17 protein-coding genes are annotated in these 17445 nt (G+C 41.6%); 5 read left to right on the top strand and 12 right to left on the bottom strand.

Features of this window, described 5'->3' with window-relative positions:
• The 3 genes from C0V77_RS15870 to tilS all read right to left on the bottom strand — a co-directional run bounded on the left by C0V77_RS15870 (position 1) and on the right by tilS (position 2551).
• Entirely contained in the window at positions 1-576 is a 576-nt protein-coding gene (locus C0V77_RS15870; RefSeq protein WP_101727328.1) for a DUF1772 domain-containing protein, read from the bottom strand.
• Complete coding sequence (locus tag C0V77_RS15865) at positions 566-1111, bottom strand: RNA polymerase sigma factor (RefSeq protein WP_143706111.1); 546 nt, start codon at positions 1109-1111, stop codon at positions 566-568. The genes C0V77_RS15870 and C0V77_RS15865 overlap by 11 nt, the downstream gene beginning before the upstream one ends.
• 105 nt (positions 1112-1216) lie before the next feature.
• Positions 1217-2551, bottom strand: coding sequence for a tRNA lysidine(34) synthetase TilS (gene tilS / locus C0V77_RS15860; RefSeq protein WP_101727326.1), 1335 nt, complete (start codon positions 2549-2551; stop codon positions 1217-1219).
• Positions 2552-2624: 73 nt separating this feature from the next.
• Between tilS and C0V77_RS15855 the strand changes: the two genes are divergently transcribed.
• From C0V77_RS15855 to C0V77_RS15845, 3 genes are all read left to right on the top strand, one after another.
• Positions 2625-4256, top strand: coding sequence for an OstA-like protein (locus tag C0V77_RS15855; RefSeq protein WP_158237967.1), 1632 nt, complete (start codon positions 2625-2627; stop codon positions 4254-4256).
• A gap of 172 nt (positions 4257-4428) precedes the next feature.
• Complete coding sequence (locus C0V77_RS15850; protein WP_101727324.1) at positions 4429-5031, top strand: T9SS type A sorting domain-containing protein; 603 nt, start codon at positions 4429-4431, stop codon at positions 5029-5031.
• Between the two features lie 132 nt (positions 5032-5163).
• Complete coding sequence (locus C0V77_RS15845) at positions 5164-6138, top strand: glycosyltransferase family 2 protein (RefSeq protein ID WP_101727323.1); 975 nt, start codon at positions 5164-5166, stop codon at positions 6136-6138.
• Here the strand turns inward: C0V77_RS15845 and C0V77_RS15840 are convergent.
• The 5 genes from C0V77_RS15840 to C0V77_RS15820 all read right to left on the bottom strand — a co-directional run bounded on the left by C0V77_RS15840 (position 6135) and on the right by C0V77_RS15820 (position 10339).
• Entirely contained in the window at positions 6135-7457 is a 1323-nt protein-coding gene (locus tag C0V77_RS15840) for an MFS transporter (RefSeq protein WP_101727322.1), read from the bottom strand. The two genes, C0V77_RS15845 and C0V77_RS15840, sit on opposite strands and share 4 nt — an antisense overlap.
• Before the next feature lie 227 nt (positions 7458-7684).
• Entirely contained in the window at positions 7685-8923 is a 1239-nt protein-coding gene (locus C0V77_RS15835; protein WP_101727321.1) for an MFS transporter, read from the bottom strand.
• 7 nt (positions 8924-8930) lie between these two features.
• Entirely contained in the window at positions 8931-9146 is a 216-nt protein-coding gene (locus tag C0V77_RS15830) for a hypothetical protein (protein WP_101727320.1), read from the bottom strand.
• Positions 9147-9183: 37 nt separating this feature from the next.
• On the bottom strand, positions 9184-9783 hold the full coding sequence (locus C0V77_RS15825; RefSeq protein WP_101727319.1) for a TetR/AcrR family transcriptional regulator: 600 nt from the start codon (positions 9781-9783) through the stop codon (positions 9184-9186).
• 49 nt (positions 9784-9832) lie between these two features.
• A complete protein-coding gene (locus tag C0V77_RS15820) occupies positions 9833-10339 on the bottom strand; it encodes a YdeI/OmpD-associated family protein (RefSeq protein WP_101727318.1) in 507 nt (168 codons plus the stop codon).
• A 66-nt stretch (positions 10340-10405) separates the two neighbouring features.
• On the opposite strand from C0V77_RS15820, the gene C0V77_RS15815 reads away from it, so the two are divergent.
• Positions 10406-12166: an ABC transporter ATP-binding protein gene (locus C0V77_RS15815; protein WP_101727317.1), complete on the top strand. Its 1761-nt coding sequence runs from the start codon at positions 10406-10408 to the stop codon at positions 12164-12166.
• Between the two features lie 81 nt (positions 12167-12247).
• On the opposite strand, the gene C0V77_RS15810 is transcribed toward C0V77_RS15815, so the two are convergent.
• Positions 12248-12439 (bottom strand): cold-shock protein, encoded by a 192-nt coding sequence (locus C0V77_RS15810; RefSeq protein WP_101727316.1) that lies wholly within the window; start codon positions 12437-12439, stop codon positions 12248-12250.
• A gap of 225 nt (positions 12440-12664) precedes the next feature.
• Here C0V77_RS15810 and C0V77_RS15805 point away from each other — a divergent pair, with 225 nt between their 5' ends.
• Complete coding sequence (locus C0V77_RS15805) at positions 12665-15448, top strand: outer membrane beta-barrel family protein (RefSeq protein WP_101727315.1); 2784 nt, start codon at positions 12665-12667, stop codon at positions 15446-15448.
• A 55-nt stretch (positions 15449-15503) separates the two neighbouring features.
• Here the strand turns inward: C0V77_RS15805 and C0V77_RS15800 are convergent, their stop codons facing one another.
• Genes C0V77_RS15800 through C0V77_RS15790 form a run of 3 tightly spaced genes read right to left on the bottom strand, consistent with a single transcriptional unit; the run spans position 15504 to position 17322 of the window.
• Positions 15504-15731 carry a VF530 family DNA-binding protein gene (locus C0V77_RS15800; protein WP_173830555.1) on the bottom strand — a complete coding sequence of 76 codons (228 nt, stop codon included), beginning with the start codon at positions 15729-15731 and terminating at the stop codon, positions 15504-15506.
• The gene (locus C0V77_RS15795; RefSeq protein WP_101727313.1) at positions 15731-16975 is read right to left on the bottom strand and encodes a DEAD/DEAH box helicase; all 1245 of its coding nucleotides are present in this window, start codon (positions 16973-16975) and stop codon (positions 15731-15733) included. The genes C0V77_RS15800 and C0V77_RS15795 overlap by 1 nt, the downstream gene beginning before the upstream one ends.
• Positions 16972-17322, bottom strand: a complete 351-nt coding sequence (locus C0V77_RS15790; RefSeq protein ID WP_101727312.1) for an RNA-binding protein — start codon at positions 17320-17322, stop codon at positions 16972-16974. The genes C0V77_RS15795 and C0V77_RS15790 overlap by 4 nt, the downstream gene beginning before the upstream one ends.
• Between the last annotated feature and the right edge of the window lie 123 nt (positions 17323-17445).

Raw genomic sequence — 17445 nt, 5'->3', positions numbered from 1 at the left:
TCAGGGCAGATTTCTGGCTGCGAATCTTATTTTGAATTTCGGTTGAGGAATAGCTTCGTTTTCGGTACTGGATATTTCGTTCACATGAACGGTCTTGAATTTCGGCTTTGTCTCAGCCACAACAGGCGGCTGAAAATGAATTGAATCCTGCTTAATGGTTTGAGTAACTATGACAGGCTCCGGCATCCTGACGGCCATCACTTCAATCTCAGGCTTTATATCTTTTATGGGCGCTATAATTTTCTTTTTAATGGTGTTGTGTTGCGGCGTTTTTAGTTTTGGTGCAATAGCCTTTGCAAAGGTTTCCGGCTGTGCAATTGCTTTTGGTGTGCGGATAGCAACATTGTATTCGGGAACATGAGTTGCTGGTTTATTTAGGAGTAATGTCCATGCCATCACACCTGCCAGACAGGCAGCTACTGCAACCCACTTCCACCAGCCATTGGGTTGGGGCTTATGCATATTTTTCTGTAATTCTCCCCAGAACATTCCCTCATCAAAGCCTGAGTTTTCAGGGAGTTCATCTTCCGTATCTGCTATTTTTTTACGGAAGAACTCATCTAGTTTATGTTCCATAATGGTAGCCTAATTTTATGAGTCCGGCCTGTAAAATGGCACGGGCCTTGTGCAACTGCGTTTTTGATGTATTCTCACTGATGTTCAGTTTCTCAGCTATTTCTTTATGGCTGAAACCCTCCAGCGCATATAGATTGAAAACCGTCCGGTAGCCATCCGGTAACTTCAATACCAACTGATATATTTCCTCTTCAGCAAAGTTTTCAAAGGCAGCAAAATCGGTGAGCGGTTCTTCATCGTTTATTTCTTCCATTGCTACCCAGTTCATTTTCCTTTGTCTGATAAACATGAGGCACTCGTTAATCATGAGTTTTTTCAGATATGGCTCCAGCGTGTTTTCGCCACGATACTCAATTTTGCCCACCGCATTAAAGAATTTAAGAAAACCATTCATCAGTAATTCCTGCGCATCTGCCTCTACCTGTACATACCTCATACATAGCCGGAACATCCGCTTTACGAAGCGGTCATATACACGCTTCTGTACAAAGGGGTTATGCTTTTTCAGTTCCTGTATTAATATGGTTTCCTGCATCAGGTAGTATAAAGTAATGCTTTCAATAGTATATATGCAGATATAGATGCAGAAGTTGCCCGGGGTAGAATTTTTTTTGAAAACAATGTATAACACCGATGCTTACTAACCGATTTCGATTTTCAAAAATGATTGTGTGGCAGGGGTAATTTTAAATCGGTCGTCGGGTCTGTGGCCCACAAGCCAGACTATCTGACTGCCGGAAGTCAGCACAAGCGTGGTCTTCTTCTGAGGCAGGGATACTTTTTTGTCTACCAGAAAATCGCTCACTTTCTTTTGGCCTTTCATGCCTAGCGGGATAAACCGGTCGCCTTCCTGCCACGGGCGTATGCTTAAGGGGAATGTCAGTTTGTCGGCATCAACCCATAATTCATCAGGGCTTTTATCAGAGGCCAGATAAGCCCGCCAGTCTTCAATAGTTGCTTTGCTGATTTTCAAGTGCCGACCGTGATAATTAATAATTGGTGTATCTTCCTCAATCAATACCTCTTCAAAGTCTTTATTTTCTTTAGGATTAATGATAAGATACTTACGGTCTTTTACCAGTGTGTGGGTGTCTGAATAAAAGGTTTTGCCTGAAGGTTTACCTAAAGCCAGATATATTTCTTTTGATTGGAAATAATTAAAGCCAAACTCCTTGAGTAGTTCTTCCAGCAAATAGGCGGCTGATTGTTGGGTTTGAATTGCACTGATGTTCAATAGAGTAGAAGCGCCCTGGATACTTATAATGGCTTTTCTGAAGGCATTAAGGCTACCAAGAAAAATACCTTCAAGCGCTTGCAGGCGTTCAATATTACGGGCAAAGGTTTGCTCGAGATTCGGGTTGATTTGCTTGAGAAGCGGTACCACCTCATTGCGCAACAGATTACGTTGGTAGTCGTTTGAGGCATTGCTGCTGTCTTCCCGCCATTTTAAATCCTTGCCAGATACATACTGTTCAATATCTGCCCGAGAAGCAAAAAGCAAAGGTCTGATGAGGCATTGCTTTTTTGCCTGTATACCTCTTAAACCAGCTATGCCTGTACCTTTGGTAAGATTAAGCAGAATGGTTTCAATGCTGTCATTTAAATGATGTGCCGTAGCAATATATTGGCTTCCGGTTTGTAGTCTTATCTGCTCAAACCACTCATAGCGTAGCTGTCGGGCAGCCATTTCAATAGATAATTTATTTGTTTTGGCAAAAGCCCGGGTATCAAATGCAACAGTATAATATGGCACGTTTTTTTGCTTACATAATTGCTTCACAAATGAGGCGTCTTTGTCTGAGTCTTCGCCACGCAACCTGAAATTGCAATGGGCAACGGCAAAATTAAACTTTGCTTCAAGAAACAAATCAAATAACACAACAGAGTCTTTGCCGCCGCTTACAGCCAGCAGCACTTTATCGGTGGGTTCGAAAAGACTTTGTGAGTTAATATATGTTAAGAAAGCATGAAGCATAAACGTATTTAAGTACTTTTGCAGACAAAATTAGAATATTGCATACAAGATGTTGAATATTGGTCGGAAAAATATGAGATTAATTAAGTTGAACAAATCGGGCGTTGTATTACTGTTAACGTTTTTCTGTTTGTTTGGCGCCATTGTTTCTTATGCCCAGAAGCCACTCAACCCGCCTGTGCCTACTGCTCCGAAAGCTCGTATTACATTACAACATGCCGACTCCGTGATGCTTTTTAAACAGGAACCCTCAGATACCCGCCAGTTTATGGGGCATGTGGCGTTTCAGCATAAAGGCTCTGTTTTGTATTGCGACCTGGCCACTCAATATGAAGCTACCAACACAATTGAGGCTTTTGGCAATGTGAAAATAGTGCAGGGAGACACCCTGACGATAACAGGCGATTCGCTTTTTTATGATGGCAACACACGTTTTGCCAGAGTTACAGGTAGAAAAGTAGTGCTTACAGACTCTAAAGTTACACTCACTACCCGTATTATGGAGTACGAAATGGCACGAAACAGAGCGTATTATCCGGTTTGGGGGGTAATCGTGCAGGATTCCAGTACGCTTACCAGTCAAAAGGGCTTTTATAATACCCGTTCTAAAATTTTTAATTATAAAGACAACGTAAGGATAGACAACCCCAAATATACCATTACTACCGACAGCCTGCAGTATAACGCCAGAACAAAAATGGCGCTTTTTAAAGCCCCCACACTCATAAAGAGTAAAGATGGCGATATTATGGCCAACAGCGGCAGTACTTACAATACCCAAACGCAGCAATCGAACCTGAAGGGGAGGTCTAAGGTGGTAAATGAAAATTATACATTGGTAGGTGATACACTGATGTTTGACCAGAAGACAGAGTCTGGCGTAGCCAGGGGCAATGTAGAGTTGGTGTCAAAAAAAGACAAAGTGGTTTTAACAGGCAATAAGGCCGATAGAAACGGGCAAACCGGTTTTACCAAAATAACCGGCAATGCTATTATGCGCAATGGCTCTGAGAAAGACACACTTTACCTGAGAGCAGATACTTTGTATGCTTATGAAGCGGTAGACCAAAAGGCTAAAATCAGAAAAGATACTGCCCGCCGCGAGAAAAAGATGGAAAAACTGATTGCCAGCGGAAATGTGCAGGTTTACAGAACGGATATTCAGAGCAAGAGCGATTCTTTGTTATATGACCTTAAAGATTCGGTAATTCATTTCTTTACCAAACCAATATTATGGAGCCCGCAGAATCAGTCGGAAGCAGATACTATTCACGTGCACATGAAGAACGGAAAAGTAAGCAAGATGTTTATGGTTAACCAGGGATTTGTGATTGCCAAAGATACGTCTCAGAATTTTAATCAGGTAAAGGGTAGAAAAATTACAGCCTTGTTTAATAACGAAACCCGCATTGAACAGGTAATGGTAGAGGGAAACGGACAAAGTATTTATTATGCATTAGACGACAAGAATAAACTAATTGGTGTCAATCATGTCGAATGTAGTAAAATGAACATCAGGTTCAGAGAGAATCAGGTAAAACGAATCACCTTTGTAGGTAAGCCCGATGCAAAACTGGTGCCGCCCAAAGAACTGACCAACAGTGCCAACCGACTGGACGGGTTCAATTGGCGAGAGAGCGAAAAGCCCACCAAGGCGGCTGTTTTGGGCGAAATACCCAAGGCTAAACAGGTGCCGAATCCTTAAAAAATGTTAAAAAAAGCCTTAAACGTTAAAATTTAAAACTTATTGCAACCATTTGATCATAAAAAGCGTCCTTATATCAAAAATCTGTTGGTTTTTTTTTCGGCCTTGTTTACATTTGTATAATACCACTCCATCACATAGCTAATTTTATAAGAGGTTTCTAATTTTAAGTATGGTAAAAGTTTTACGGAAATATATATTTGTGTTGATTGGTTTAGCCCTGCTATCAAACGCCGCCCTTGCTCAGGTTGAGAAAGGGAAGTCTCGTTTGGATATCGGTAAAAAACCAGCCGCCAAAGTGAATGCCCAGAAACTGAGCTTTGTGGCTAAACCCATGCCAAAAGAAGTTAGACTGGACAAACCTGCTGCGGTTAATCAATACTTCAGGAATGCACTTTTGAACGGCTCGTCGAAGCCGGGGGCTAAAGCAGCCACAATAGAAGCAGTTACCTTTAATACGGATAAAACCCTCGCCAATGGCACCGAGCATAGTGATAAATTGTTTGCCAACGAAAAAATTTCGGTTTCAAATATTTATCCTAATCCGGCTAATGATTTCGCCGTTTTTGATTACTCAATAACCGGCAACCTTAATAATGCCAGCATGGCTTTTTATAATTTGTTAGGTAACGAAATAGCCAGTTTTGAATTGGATAAAAGCGACCGCAAATTGAAAGTTAACACTACCAACTGGGACTCGGGCGTTTACCTTTATCAACTGGTAGTAGATAATAAAAAAGTGGTTACCAAAAAACTACTGGTAAGACACAATTAAGCATTATTGAAAGATATATTGATAGGGAAGCGTTTGCCGCTTCCCTATTTTTTTGGAAAAGCAAACAGAATGTAGCTTTTTTGCAGAAGTATTATCGGCAACAGTTACTCCATAAATTTCAAATACCCCTGCATGTTAAGATATTCTGTTATTACGCCTGTTTATAACCGCCCTGATGAGGTAAAAGAATTGCTGGAAAGCCTTACCCGGCAGACCTACAAAAACTTTGAAGTAATAATAATTGAAGACGGCTCGACATTAAAATGCGAAGAGGTATGCAGGAGTTTTGAAAACAGACTGGATATCCAATACTTTTTTAAGCTCAATTCAGGGCAGGGATTCTCTCGTAATTATGGGTTTGAAAGGGCCTCCGGCGATTACTTCGTGCAGTTAGATTCTGATGCCATTATACCTGATCGTTACTTTGAAGTGGTAGATACTACTCTGCAAAGCCAGTGGCTGGATGCCTATGGTGGGCCTGATGCAGCACATGAGAGCTTTACTGATGTACAAAAGGCAATAAATTATGCCATGACCTCGATATTTACTACCGGGGGTATTAGAGGTAAAAAAAATAATGCCGGTGGGCAGTTTCACCCGCGTAGCTTTAATTTCGGTATCTCTCGTAAAGTATGGGAGGCTACCGGTGGATACACCATGACCCGCATGGCTGAAGATATTGAGTTCAGTATCAGAATCATCGAAAATGGCTTTAAAGTAGGGCTGATAGAAGAAGCATTCATTTACCATAAAAGACGCACCGACTTTGGGCAGTTTTATAAGCAACTGCACTTTTTTGGCCGTGGGCGTATCAATCTGGCACGTATGTTTCCGTCAGAATTAAAGGCGGTTCATTTCTTCCCGGCAGTATTTACGCTGGGTTTTCTATCAATACCTGTGCAACTGGCTCTTAGCTTTATAATTCCTTTTTTTTGTTATACCTTTTGGCTTTCAGCGGGGGTACTGCTGCTTTACTTCTTACTCATATTTATTGATTCAGCCCTGAAAAACAAAAGCCTGAAGGTAGGCCTGCTGAGTATTATTGCCTGTTTTATTCAATTGTTTGCCTATGGAATAGGTTTTATGCAGGAGAAACGGAACAGCTAAGCATCGGCCAGATGCTTTTTCAGGTAACCCGTGCTTTTTGCAAAAGGACTGAGGCCGATATACAACAAAAGTGATGAAATAATACAACCGCCAAACTGTGCAATAAAGATAGAATAATTGATTTTCTGAGGGTCGGCAAAAACCGTATCGTTGAAAAACCCTACCGATAAAGGCCCCAGACCCAGGCCAATCAGATTAACCACAAATAAGAAAAAGGCCGAAAAGATGGCTCTCATGTTATTGGGTACAATCTCTTGTATGGCCGCGGTAGCCGAGCCGTATGAAAAGGATGATGCAAAACAGAAAAGCGCAATAAATACCAGGGTTATATCAGGGTTGGCAAATAGTAAGCCGGCTGTTGAAATCACGGCCACCGACATACCCATAAAACTGGTTCTCATGCGCGCGGTTGTAATGCCCTTTTTAAGCAGGTGGTCGGCGTACCTTCCGCCCAGCACCACCCCCAATGTAGAGAAAACACTTACCAGCACCCCAAAAGTTACCCCGGCCTTGGTGTCTGTCCAGCCATGTACCCGGTTCAGGAAAGTCGGAATCCAGTAAGTACCGGCAAAAGAAGCAAATGACATAAAGGCCATTCCGAAGTTCAGTGATAGAAAAGTAGATTTATTGGCTTTAAAATAGGCCATAATTTCACCAAAACTAGCCTTATTAGCAGACTCCTTGCCGCTATCCAGTTCTTTCCGTTTCGGTTCTTTAATGGTTTGCAATAATAAAACTATCAGAAAACCCGGCAGGCCTATGTAAAAGAAAACCACCTGCCATGAGAAAATCTCGCCCACAAAAGGTAAGCGAATGTTCTCCTGCCCAACCATTGAGCGGATGGCCGAGCCTATCAGAATTGATAGCCCCGACCCCAGAAAAACACCCATGTTGTAAATGCCCAATGCAGTGCCCAGTTTTTTCTTGGGAAAATAGTCTGATATCATTGAGTATGCAGCCGGAGACAAGGCTGCTTCGCCAATACCCACGCCTACACGAGCCAGAAACAGCATGGAGAAACTTCCTGCCACACCACATAAGGCTGTCATCAGGCTCCAGATGGCAATACCCCAGCCAATTATTTTTTTGCGGCTCATTCTATCGGCCATTACTCCGATAGGGATACCCAAAAGCGTGTAAAATAAGGCAAAGCTAAGCCCCATAAGCAGCCCCATCTGGGTATCAGAAATACCAAAAGATGCTTTTATGGGTTTTACCAGCAGTGCCAGAATCTGGCGGTCAATGAACGATGAAATATACGCAAGCAAAAGAATGCCCAATACATACCAGGCATAGCGGAGTGAAGGTGGCTCTTTCATAGAGTGGCTATTGAAAAGAGAAAGGGTTAAGGTGATAGAATGGGATGTAAGTTAAACATAATTTAGTGAAATTGGTATTATTCCAATAAGTAATTTTGCTTTTTATGGGCAGATTAATATTTTTGGTTGAGAAGAAAACTGAACGGATTACATGAAAGTATAAAACATTAAAGCCTGATGCTGAACAAATCAGCATCAGGCTTTAATGTATAGGTTATTTTTTAAGTTTATATAGCTTTATTTTTAGGGTCTGTTTTGTTTTTCACTATTAGGTTTACTCTATAAACCAGCCAAATACATAAAAGAATTATAACGGCTGATATATAGCCTAGCACCGGGTAGTTTTCTAACGGACTGTATTTGTTTTTTTGCACAATAATGTAACCCGCAAATACAGAGGCAATGCCTCCGGCTATTTGCTGTAGCGAAGAGGTAATGCTCATAAACGCGCCTCTGTCTTGCATTTCTGGTATGGCTGTCATCAATGATGTTGATGGAATCATTCTTGACATAATGCCCGCAAACAGCAAAATGTTGAGTATCAGTACCACCCAAAGCGGAACGGGTGTCAGATTCGTATAAATGATTATCATAACCATTGCCCATAATGAACCGATGGTAAATACCTTGAATTTATCAAACCTGTCGCTCAATCGCCCAACAATGGGCATTATGAATAATGAAGATATACCGGTTACCATAAACAGAATGGGCAGCTGGTCTTGCGAAAAATGAAGATTATTAATGGCAAAGGCGCTGCCAAAAGGCATCATCAGAAACCCACCTACTGAAAGCAGCGCAGTACCCAGAAAAGCTACCTGATAGTTACTGGTAGCCAGCACATGGCGGAAGTGCTCATATACATTACGGTCGGTTTTTAATGCCAGGTGTTTGGTCAGTGGCTTAAGGCCTTTCAGTATGGCCAGGGCTATAATAACACTCAATAATACTATCATCAGAAAAGGCGCATGCCAGCCCCATATATTGGCAAAATACAGGCCAATTGGAATACCCAGAACCTGACTGGCCGCAAAGCCCATCTGAACGGCGCCCATTACGCGGCCCCTTTGCTCAATCGTAAAAATGTCTGTTATAATTGCCAGACCAATAGAGCCTATTACCCCACCGAACAGCCCGGTTATGATACGGGCTGCCACCAACAGATGGTAATTAGGCGCCAGCCCACAAAATAACGTGCCTATTATGAAACCTGCATAAAAGAAAAGAAGCAGTTTTATGCGGTCATATTTGTCGGCAAAACCAGCAGCCAGTAAGCCTGAAGCCCCTGCACTGAATGCGTAGCTTGACACAGCAATGCCAAATTGACTAGGGGAAATATCTAATGACTTCATCAGAACGTCGCCCAGCGGAGACATGACCATGAAATCGAGTATAACCGTAAATTGTGTAATGGCAATAAGAGCAATGACTAGCTTCTGATACCCTGTGAATGTTGTTTTTTCCATGATTGGTTTAATTGTTTAACTCTTCACACTGGTACCCTAGTTGCCTGATTACTCCTATGAGCTCTTCCTGGCATAAGCCTGCTACTGATGCACGCAGCACACCGTCACAATCCTGATAATCAATAGACCATTTTTTAATTTCCGGAATTCCGTCAAGGGCAGGAGTAATAGCCTCTTTCATTTCAAGGCTCAATACATTTGTTTTTAGTATAAATATTTCCATTAAAATAGCTTTTTCTTTCTTATTTGCGAGTGGGGCTTCAGGTTTTGTTTTGTTTCAGGGCTTTCATAACTACATCAAATGTCTGCCACATGAGTGCCTCAGAGAACTGAAAAGGTTCACCTGCCAGACTGATTCCTTCTGTATGGAACCGAATCAGGTTATAAAGTGGCGCATAAGCAATTGACCAGAACACTTCTTTTTTCATAGGGCATAACTCCTGCCGGTCATTGGCATTCTGTAAGAAATTGCTCATGGCTTCAACAAAATCGGTACTTACGGCATTATAAACTTTGTCGCGGTAATGCGAGTGCCTGATTTGCTCCAGAAATGTAGCCTTCAGAGGGTTACTTAACCAATATTCGGCTCTGTTGCGCCATTGTATTCTCATGCCGGCTTCAAAGTGCATATCAGAACTGAAATCTTTCAGCAACATGGTAGTTAGCCGTTGGGTTTCTTCTGCGCCTAGCTGTACAAGCAAATCTTCTTTGTCTTTATAATAGATGTAAAGTGTGGCCGGAGAAACCCCGGCTAACTTGGCTAGTTTTTGCATACTGAAGCCGTCGAAGCCAAGTTTAACAATCATCTCTATGGCCTTTTCTTTAACTAGTTGCTCTTTATGTTCGTTGCGTGTTCTCATTTCAATACAAATGTAAGTGAATGTTCGTTCACTTATAGGGCAAAAAAAATTATTTTTTGTTTTTAAAGTGCCTGATCATGCTGCCGTAGTCTAATTGCATGGCTAGTCCGGCCACCGCCTGTGTTATGCGTTTGGTCTTGGTTTCTACTGTCTTGGCTTCTTCAATCCATTTTGAGTAATATTTCTGATGGCTGGGGGGTAGAGCATTAAATTTTTCCAATGCTTTCGGTTCGTCTTCCAGGCAGTCCATCAGGTCTGGCGATAAAACAAACTCACTTTCGTCTAGTTCAATATCTACGTCAATCATGGCGCCTTCTCCTTTTCTGATACCTTTTCTTATACCCGCATTGATAGGAATAATAAAATCGCCTTCACCCATAGGCAGTAATGCCACTTGTTTTATCAGGTGGTTGTCAAGTTTGCCTTTTACCCTGAACGACGTACGCGTATCTGGTTTAATCTCATGGGCTATATGGGCAGGTATTAATAGATAAGTCCATCCGGTTTTCTCTCCCTGCTTATCAAATTTATGTATGGTTGTTTTAAAAGTAGGCATTGGTTTCTGAACGATTATGTATTTTTATGAGTTTAAATTTAAGAAACTGTTTGAAAATATATTTAAATGAGCGAACAAAATCCTTCAGGTGAAATTTTTGATTGGGCAGTTCTGAAAAGATTGTTTCAGTTTATTCGTCCTTATCAGTTTCGTTTTTTTACGCTTGTATTTGTCATTCTGGCAGGAGCCGCCCTGGCGCCGGCTATTCCGCTTTTAATCAGGCATACCATTGACGGCCCGGTTTCGGCAGGCAACTATGCAGGTCTTGCAAAAATGATGCTGATTATGATTGCCGTATTGGTGGTGCAGTCGCTTATACAGTTTGTCAATACTTATCTGGCTGGGTGGCTTGGTCAGAATATCATCCGCGACATCCGGATACAGCTCTATCAGAAAATCATTCATTTGCGCCTTAAATTCTTTGATGATACGCCAATTGGCCGTCTGGTTACCCGTACAATTTCTGATATTGAAACCCTGGCTGATGTTTTCAGCGAAGGTATAGCGGCCATCGCCGGCGACATTCTGCAACTGGTGCTTATTATAACGGTAATGTTTTATACCGACTGGAAACTGTCATTAATTAGCCTCAGTACTATTCCGCTCATGTTAATCAGTACTTATATTTTTAAGGAAAAAGTAAAAAAATCGTTTAATGTAGTGCGTAATGCAGTGGCCAGCCTCAATGCTTTTGTACAGGAGCATATAACAGGCATGAGCATTGTTCAGATTTTTAACTCAGAAAAAATAGAGTATAAAAAGTTTGTAGATATCAATAAAGAACACCGCGACGCCAATATAAAATCTATTATGTACTACTCGGTTTACTACCCGGTTGCTGAGGTTATTGCGGCATTGGGAACAGGCCTGGTTGTGTGGTTTGGCGCCAAGCAGATGCTCAGCAGTGAGGTCAGCTATGGTACGGTAACGGCGTTCATTATGTTTATCAATATTTTTTTCAGGCCTATCAGGATGCTTGCCGACAGAATGAATACCCTGCAGATGGGTATTGTCAGCACCGACCGCATCATTAAACTACTTGATAGTGATGAATATACCTCAAATGAAGGTACATATACTACACATCTGAAAGGCGATGTACAGTTCAAAGATGTGTGGTTTGCCTATAATCAGGAAAACCACGTGCTGAAAAACATATCGTTTCAGGTTAATCCCGGCGAAACAGTAGCTTTTGTGGGGGCAACTGGTGCAGGCAAATCATCTATCATTAATTTGTTGTCGAGATTTTATGAAATTAATAGAGGAGAGATTCTGATTGATGGCGTTGATATTAAGGAATTTGAGTTGAAGCGCCTGCGCGAACAGATAGGCGTGGTGTTGCAGGATGTTTTCTTGTTTTCTGACACCATTGAAAAAAATATTACGCTGGGCGATACCAGTATTTCCAGAGAGAACATCATGGAGGCGGCCAGGCTGGTAGGGGTGCATGATTTTATTATGCAATTACCTGATAACTACGAGTACAACGTGCAGGAGCGCGGCGCTACGTTATCGGTAGGGCAGCGGCAGTTGATTTCATTCGTGAGGGCTATGGTGCAGAATCCGAAGATTATTGTTTTAGATGAGGCTACGTCGTCAGTAGACACAGAAACCGAAGAGCTGATACAGAACGCCATCGGGCAGTTAATGAAAGGCCGTACAGCCATTGTTATTGCCCACCGTTTAAGTACCATTCAGAAGGCTGATAAAATCATAGTTTTAGATAAGGGCCGTATAATGGAAGAAGGAAACCACGAAGAATTGCTTGAAAAAGACGGTTTTTATGCTAACCTGTATCGTATGCAGTACAAAGAAATGCTTGTGTAACCGAATTGAGGTTAAGATATAAAAGGAAAAAGCTCCCAATGCAATTGAGAGCTTTTTTGATAATTATATAGTTTGATATAATTATGCCAATTTCACGTTCACGGCGTTTAAACCTCTTTTACCTTCTTGGATTTCGAATGTTACTTCGTCATCCTGGCGGATTTGGTCTTTTAATTCAGACACATGAACAAAAACCTCTTGATTGGTTCCATCTACTTTAATAAAACCATAACCTTTGGTTTCATTGAAAAACTTAACTGTTCCGTTAGACATTTTAAAAATTTGTATTTTGTACTTAAAGTACAAAGGTTATATTAATTATTGACAATAACAAGCAATGACCATTATTGTTACTGAATGGTTATACACCAGGCTAATAGTTGGTACAAATAGCAACAAAAACAGCCATTAACTTTAATTAACATTATTTCAATCTCCATTAACCTATGTTGAGCACCGTGGTTTCTACTTTTGTTTCTATAAAAATAAAAACCATTTATGAAAAAGCTCTTCATTTTTCTTCTTTTAGCAACACCAACGCTGGCGCAAAAAATTACCTTAAAGGGCCTGGTTACCGACTCAGCCTCAGCGCCTTTGCAGTATGCCACGGTATTGCTGCTAAGCCCTAAAGACTCATCGCTTATTAATTTTGCAAGAACCAACGATAAGGGACTTTTTGAACTTAAAAATCTGAACTCTGCTAATTACCTTTTTAAAATTACTTATGTAGGGCATAAGACCTTTTATAAGCCAGTTGTACCCGGCGAGGCAACCGCCATAGATATGGGAACCATTAAACTTGAACCCATAAGCCGTGAGCTGGCCGAAATAACCATTAAAGGCGAAAAAGCGCCGGTGAGTATAAAAGGAGATACTGTTGAATTTAATGCCGACTCGTTTAAGGTTAAGCCCAACTCGGTTGTGGAAGACCTGCTGAAGAAATTACCAGGTGTTGAAGTGGAAAAAGACGGCACCGTGAAAGCCCAGGGAGAAACCGTAAGGCGTATAACCGTAGACGGGAAAGAGTTTTTTGGACGAGACCCCAAAATGGCCACCAAAAACCTGCCTGCCGATGCCATAGATAAGGTGCAGCTGTATGACAAACGCTCGGACCAGTCTGATTTTACAGGCATAGACGATGGACAACGAGAAAAGAACATTAATCTGAAACTGAAAGAAGACCGCAAAAAAGGCGCTTTTGGTAGTATTGCTGCTGGCGGTGGGCTTGACGAACGCTACACAGGCCGCCTGAGTATTAACCGGTTCAATAAAGATAAACAGTTGTCTGTACTGGCAATGGGCAATAATGTAAATCAGCAGGGTTTTTCTATCAATGATTATATGAATTTCTCGGGCGATTTGATGCGAATGATGGGCGGAAGAGCAGGAGGCGGGCAGCTTCGTCTGGATTTAAGCAGCGGCCAGGATGGCGGGCTACCGCTTAATTTTGGTAACAGGCAGAATGGTTTTGTCAGAAACTGGGCCGGAGGCCTCAATTTTAATAACCCTCTAAGCAAGAAAACAGAAGTAAACGGCAGTTATATGTTCAATAACATTAATCAGTTAATTGACAGGAATATAAGCCGCCGAAACTTTTTGCCAAACGGCGACAACTACCTGTCGTTGCAGAACAGTACCCAGAATACGTTGAACGATAACCACCGTCTGAACTTTACTCTCGACCAGAAGTTGGATTCTATGAACTCGCTGAAGTGGTCTTCTTACATTAATTATAACCGCACAAATGCCAGTAATTACAGTATAAGCCAGTCGCTTAACAGTAGCAATGTGACAGAGAATGAAGGTGTCCGAAATAACAGCGGAAGCAACGAAGGGCTAAGTGTAAACACTAATTTGCTGATGCGTCATAAGTTTAATAAAAAAGGGCGGACATTATCGGGCAATCTTAATTTTCAGGTTAATAATTCAGACGGTGACGGTGAGTTAGATGCCCTTAATAAATACTATTCTGATGGTATTCTTACCCGAACCGAGAACATCAGGCAAAACAGTGTACGCAAGGCAGACAGGACAAATTACGGCCTAACTGCCGCTTATACCGAGCCATTGGGCAGGAAGAAATACCTGGAAATAAACTACGCATTTCAGAAAAATGATTACTTATCTGATGCCCTTGTGAACGATATTAAAGATGGTATACCGGTTTACAACAAACAGTTGAGTAACAAATTTGAAAGTAATTTTATCTATAACCGGGTAGGAACCAATTTCAGATTTGTGGAGAAAAAATACAATTTCTCAACAGGGCTGAGTTTTCAACACGCCAATTTGCGGGGTAAAATGTTGTTGCTTGATGATGATATTTCAAGAAATTTCAGGAATGTGCTACCCAATTTGCATTTCAGCTATGATTTTCAACAAAGCCAGCGCCTGCGATTTGACTACGAAACCAACCTGCAGGAGCCTGGTATAACACAATTGGCACCGATTACTGATAACCGGGACCCCCTGAATATTTATGTGGGTAATCCGAATCTGAAACCAGAGTACTCGCATAGATTGGGCCTCAATTATATGTCGTTCAACCAATTGAGCTTTACCAATTTCTTTGTGGCCGCCAACCTGATTTATACTACCAATAAAATAAATAATGCGCAGGAAATCAGCTCATCGTTTGTGCAGACCTCTCGCCCGGTTAATGTGGATGATGACTACCTGTTAACAGGAAACATTAATTACGGTTTCCGTATCAGACCCGTTAAACTTAGAGTTGATTTAAATGAAAGGGTAATGATGAACAGGGGTATTAACTACATTAACCAGCAGGAGAACCACACGAAAGGTTTGCAGCTGAACACCAGCGTAAGATTGAGTTATCAACAAGATAAATTTGATATGTCGGCTGAAGCGAGGGTGGGGTATAATCAGACTCATTATTCAGTAAATAACCAGATGAACCAGGATTATTTCAATAATGTTTTCTCAACCGACATGAACTGGACCATCACCAAAAACCTGATATTCAGTACAGATTTCGATTATAATACTTATAAAGGTCTAACAGGTGGGTTTAATCAGAATATCCCGCTGTGGGGCATGTCTGTTTCTACCTACTTTCTAAAAAACAGACGCGGAGAATTAAAGTTATCAGTTAACGACTTGCTGAATCGTAACACGGGCATCAGCCGGACGGCCCAGTTGAACTTTGTGCAGGACGAGCGCATCACTACTCTCGGCCGTTACTTCTTGCTAAGTTTTACTTACACTTTAAAAGGATTAAACCCTGCACAAAGCGGGGGGGTGAGAATAATCTCAAGATAATATAGTTTGAATTTTTTTTAGTTTGTTAGCAATAGGCAGCCCTGCTTTGGGTTGCCTATCTTTTTAGGTCGTCAAGCATCCTGATATACAGGTCTTCTACTTTTTTTCTGGCCCAGGGCGTTTTTCGGAGAAACGTAAGGCTTGATTTAATGCTTGGGTTGTTTATAAAACAGTTGACACGTACATGATAGGCCATCTGGTCCCAACCATGATAATCAACCAGTTCGTTCAGAATTCTCTCAAGGGTTTTGCCATGTAGCGGATTATTGGGCTGTTCAAGCATCACTTTTTACCTTTACTTTTTTTACGTTTCATTTCTTCAAACTGCTCAGCTTCTTTCAGTAAAGCTTTTAAATCAGCAGCAGTTACATCTTTCGAGAAATCTTTGGTAGCTGCATATTCCAATTTATCTAATTCCATTATCTGCACAGGTTTGTTTAAGAAGGCTTCAATTTCGGCCAGAATGGGTTTTTCTTCTGCACTGCAAAAAGAAAGCGCATTGCCTTTTTGTGTACCCCGGCCTGTGCGTCCAACCCTGTGTACGTAGTTCTCGGGTACGTCGGGCAGGTCATAGTTTATTACATAATCAACATTGGGTATATCAATGCCTCTGGCACTTACATCTGTGGCTATTAGTAGTTTGGTTTCTCCGGTTCTGAAATTCCCCAGCACTTTCAGCCGGTCTTGTTGTTCTTTATCGCCATGCAGGGTTTCGGCTTTTATGCCAACCCGCTCCATAGCTGCAAGTACACGCTCTGCTCTTACTTTGGTACGTACAAATACCAGAATTTTGCTCTCGGGATGTTCATTCACCATGCGTTCAAGAAAGAAACGTTTGTCGTCCATTTCTACAAAAATCACGGCATGCTGAATGTTCTTGGCCACTTTATCGTTGGGCGATATTTGAATACGGATGGCATTATGCACCAGCGAATAAGCCAGCTTTTTAATGGTTTCGTTAATAGTGGCCGAGAAGAAGAGTGTCTGCCGCTTGCGTGGAAGAAAGCGGATTACATCCTGAATGTCTTTAATGAAGCCCAGGTCAAGCATGTGGTCGGCTTCGTCAAGTATCAGAATCTCTACATGGTTCAGTTTCAGGTGTCCCTGGCTTACCAGGTCAAACATACGGCCGGGTGTGGCTACCAGAATATCAATTCCTTTTTCGAGTTTTAAAATCTGAGGGTCTTGTTCAACACCACCAAAAAGAGAGAATGTTTTTACTTTTGTTCCCTGGCCAATTTTTTGAAAGACCTCGGTTATTTGTATAGCCAGCTCACGGGTGGGTACCATCACCAGACAGCGGATGGCGTCAGCCCTTGCGCTTTTCTTAGTTTCGTTTACAAGGTGTAATACCGGAATAGCAAAAGCTGCGGTTTTGCCCGTGCCCGTTTGTGCAATGGCAAGCACATCTTCTCCGCGTAAAATGGGCGTTATAGATTTATACTGGATATCCGTAGGCTTTTTAAAGCCCAGTTTTTCCAGATTCTGCTTTATTTCCGGAGCTATTCGGTATTCTTCAAATTTCATTTTTTGTTTCGTTTATCATACCCTTTGCCAATACCTCTGAACGACCGCTCGGTGGTTGCCTTGCCCAAATGGTTGATCTTGAAGTTTTTTACCGGCTTTGGTACCTCTTTCTTTGCCGACAGGCCCACTTCTATTACCCGGCCCATCAGTTCGGTGCCATTCAGTTCATGAATAGCATTTCTCACGGCGTCCTCGTCAGGCATATCCACAAAACCAAAGCCTTTATTTTGCCTGGTAGCTTTATCTTTAACTATTTTTACTGAGGTTACTTCTCCATATTTCTCAAATAAGGCTCTCAGTTCTTTCTCTTTCAGTTTGAAAGGAATACTCCCCACAAAAATATCCATTGTCAGGTAATTATGATTGAGGTGTAAAATTACGAATTTAAAACTGAAAAGCAGAAACAGGACAGAAAAGGAGTGAAGAATACTTAAAAGAGCCGAAAAAAAGCGGGAAGAATTCTCCCCGCC

Source organism: Emticicia sp. TH156 (genome assembly GCF_002855535.1).
Classification (GTDB): domain Bacteria; phylum Bacteroidota; class Bacteroidia; order Cytophagales; family Spirosomataceae; genus Emticicia; species Emticicia fluvialis.
Note: the sequence above shows the minus strand (reverse complement) of the source record. Positions and strands in the feature narration are given on the sequence as shown.

Bases quoted from the DNA above. Each gene is read 5' to 3' on its own strand.
- C0V77_RS15870 (WP_101727328.1), bottom strand. From the start codon at position 576: ATGGAACATAAACTAGATGAGTTCTTCCGTAAAAAAATAGCAGATACG.
- C0V77_RS15865 (WP_143706111.1), bottom strand. From the start codon at position 1,111: ATGCAGGAAACCATATTAATACAGGAACTGAAAAAGCATAACCCCTTT.
- tilS (WP_101727326.1), bottom strand. From the start codon at position 2,551: ATGCTTCATGCTTTCTTAACATATATTAACTCACAAAGTCTTTTCGAA.
- C0V77_RS15855 (WP_158237967.1), top strand. From the start codon at position 2,625: ATGAGATTAATTAAGTTGAACAAATCGGGCGTTGTATTACTGTTAACG.
- C0V77_RS15850 (WP_101727324.1), top strand. From the start codon at position 4,429: ATGGTAAAAGTTTTACGGAAATATATATTTGTGTTGATTGGTTTAGCC.
- C0V77_RS15845 (WP_101727323.1), top strand. From the start codon at position 5,164: ATGTTAAGATATTCTGTTATTACGCCTGTTTATAACCGCCCTGATGAG.
- C0V77_RS15840 (WP_101727322.1), bottom strand. From the start codon at position 7,457: ATGAAAGAGCCACCTTCACTCCGCTATGCCTGGTATGTATTGGGCATT.
- C0V77_RS15835 (WP_101727321.1), bottom strand. From the start codon at position 8,923: ATGGAAAAAACAACATTCACAGGGTATCAGAAGCTAGTCATTGCTCTT.
- C0V77_RS15830 (WP_101727320.1), bottom strand. From the start codon at position 9,146: ATGGAAATATTTATACTAAAAACAAATGTATTGAGCCTTGAAATGAAA.
- C0V77_RS15825 (WP_101727319.1), bottom strand. From the start codon at position 9,783: ATGAGAACACGCAACGAACATAAAGAGCAACTAGTTAAAGAAAAGGCC.
- C0V77_RS15820 (WP_101727318.1), bottom strand. From the start codon at position 10,339: ATGCCTACTTTTAAAACAACCATACATAAATTTGATAAGCAGGGAGAG.
- C0V77_RS15815 (WP_101727317.1), top strand. From the start codon at position 10,406: ATGAGCGAACAAAATCCTTCAGGTGAAATTTTTGATTGGGCAGTTCTG.
- C0V77_RS15810 (WP_101727316.1), bottom strand. From the start codon at position 12,439: ATGTCTAACGGAACAGTTAAGTTTTTCAATGAAACCAAAGGTTATGGT.
- C0V77_RS15805 (WP_101727315.1), top strand. From the start codon at position 12,665: ATGAAAAAGCTCTTCATTTTTCTTCTTTTAGCAACACCAACGCTGGCG.
- C0V77_RS15800 (WP_173830555.1), bottom strand. From the start codon at position 15,731: ATGCTTGAACAGCCCAATAATCCGCTACATGGCAAAACCCTTGAGAGA.
- C0V77_RS15795 (WP_101727313.1), bottom strand. From the start codon at position 16,975: ATGAAATTTGAAGAATACCGAATAGCTCCGGAAATAAAGCAGAATCTG.
- C0V77_RS15790 (WP_101727312.1), bottom strand. From the start codon at position 17,322: ATGGATATTTTTGTGGGGAGTATTCCTTTCAAACTGAAAGAGAAAGAA.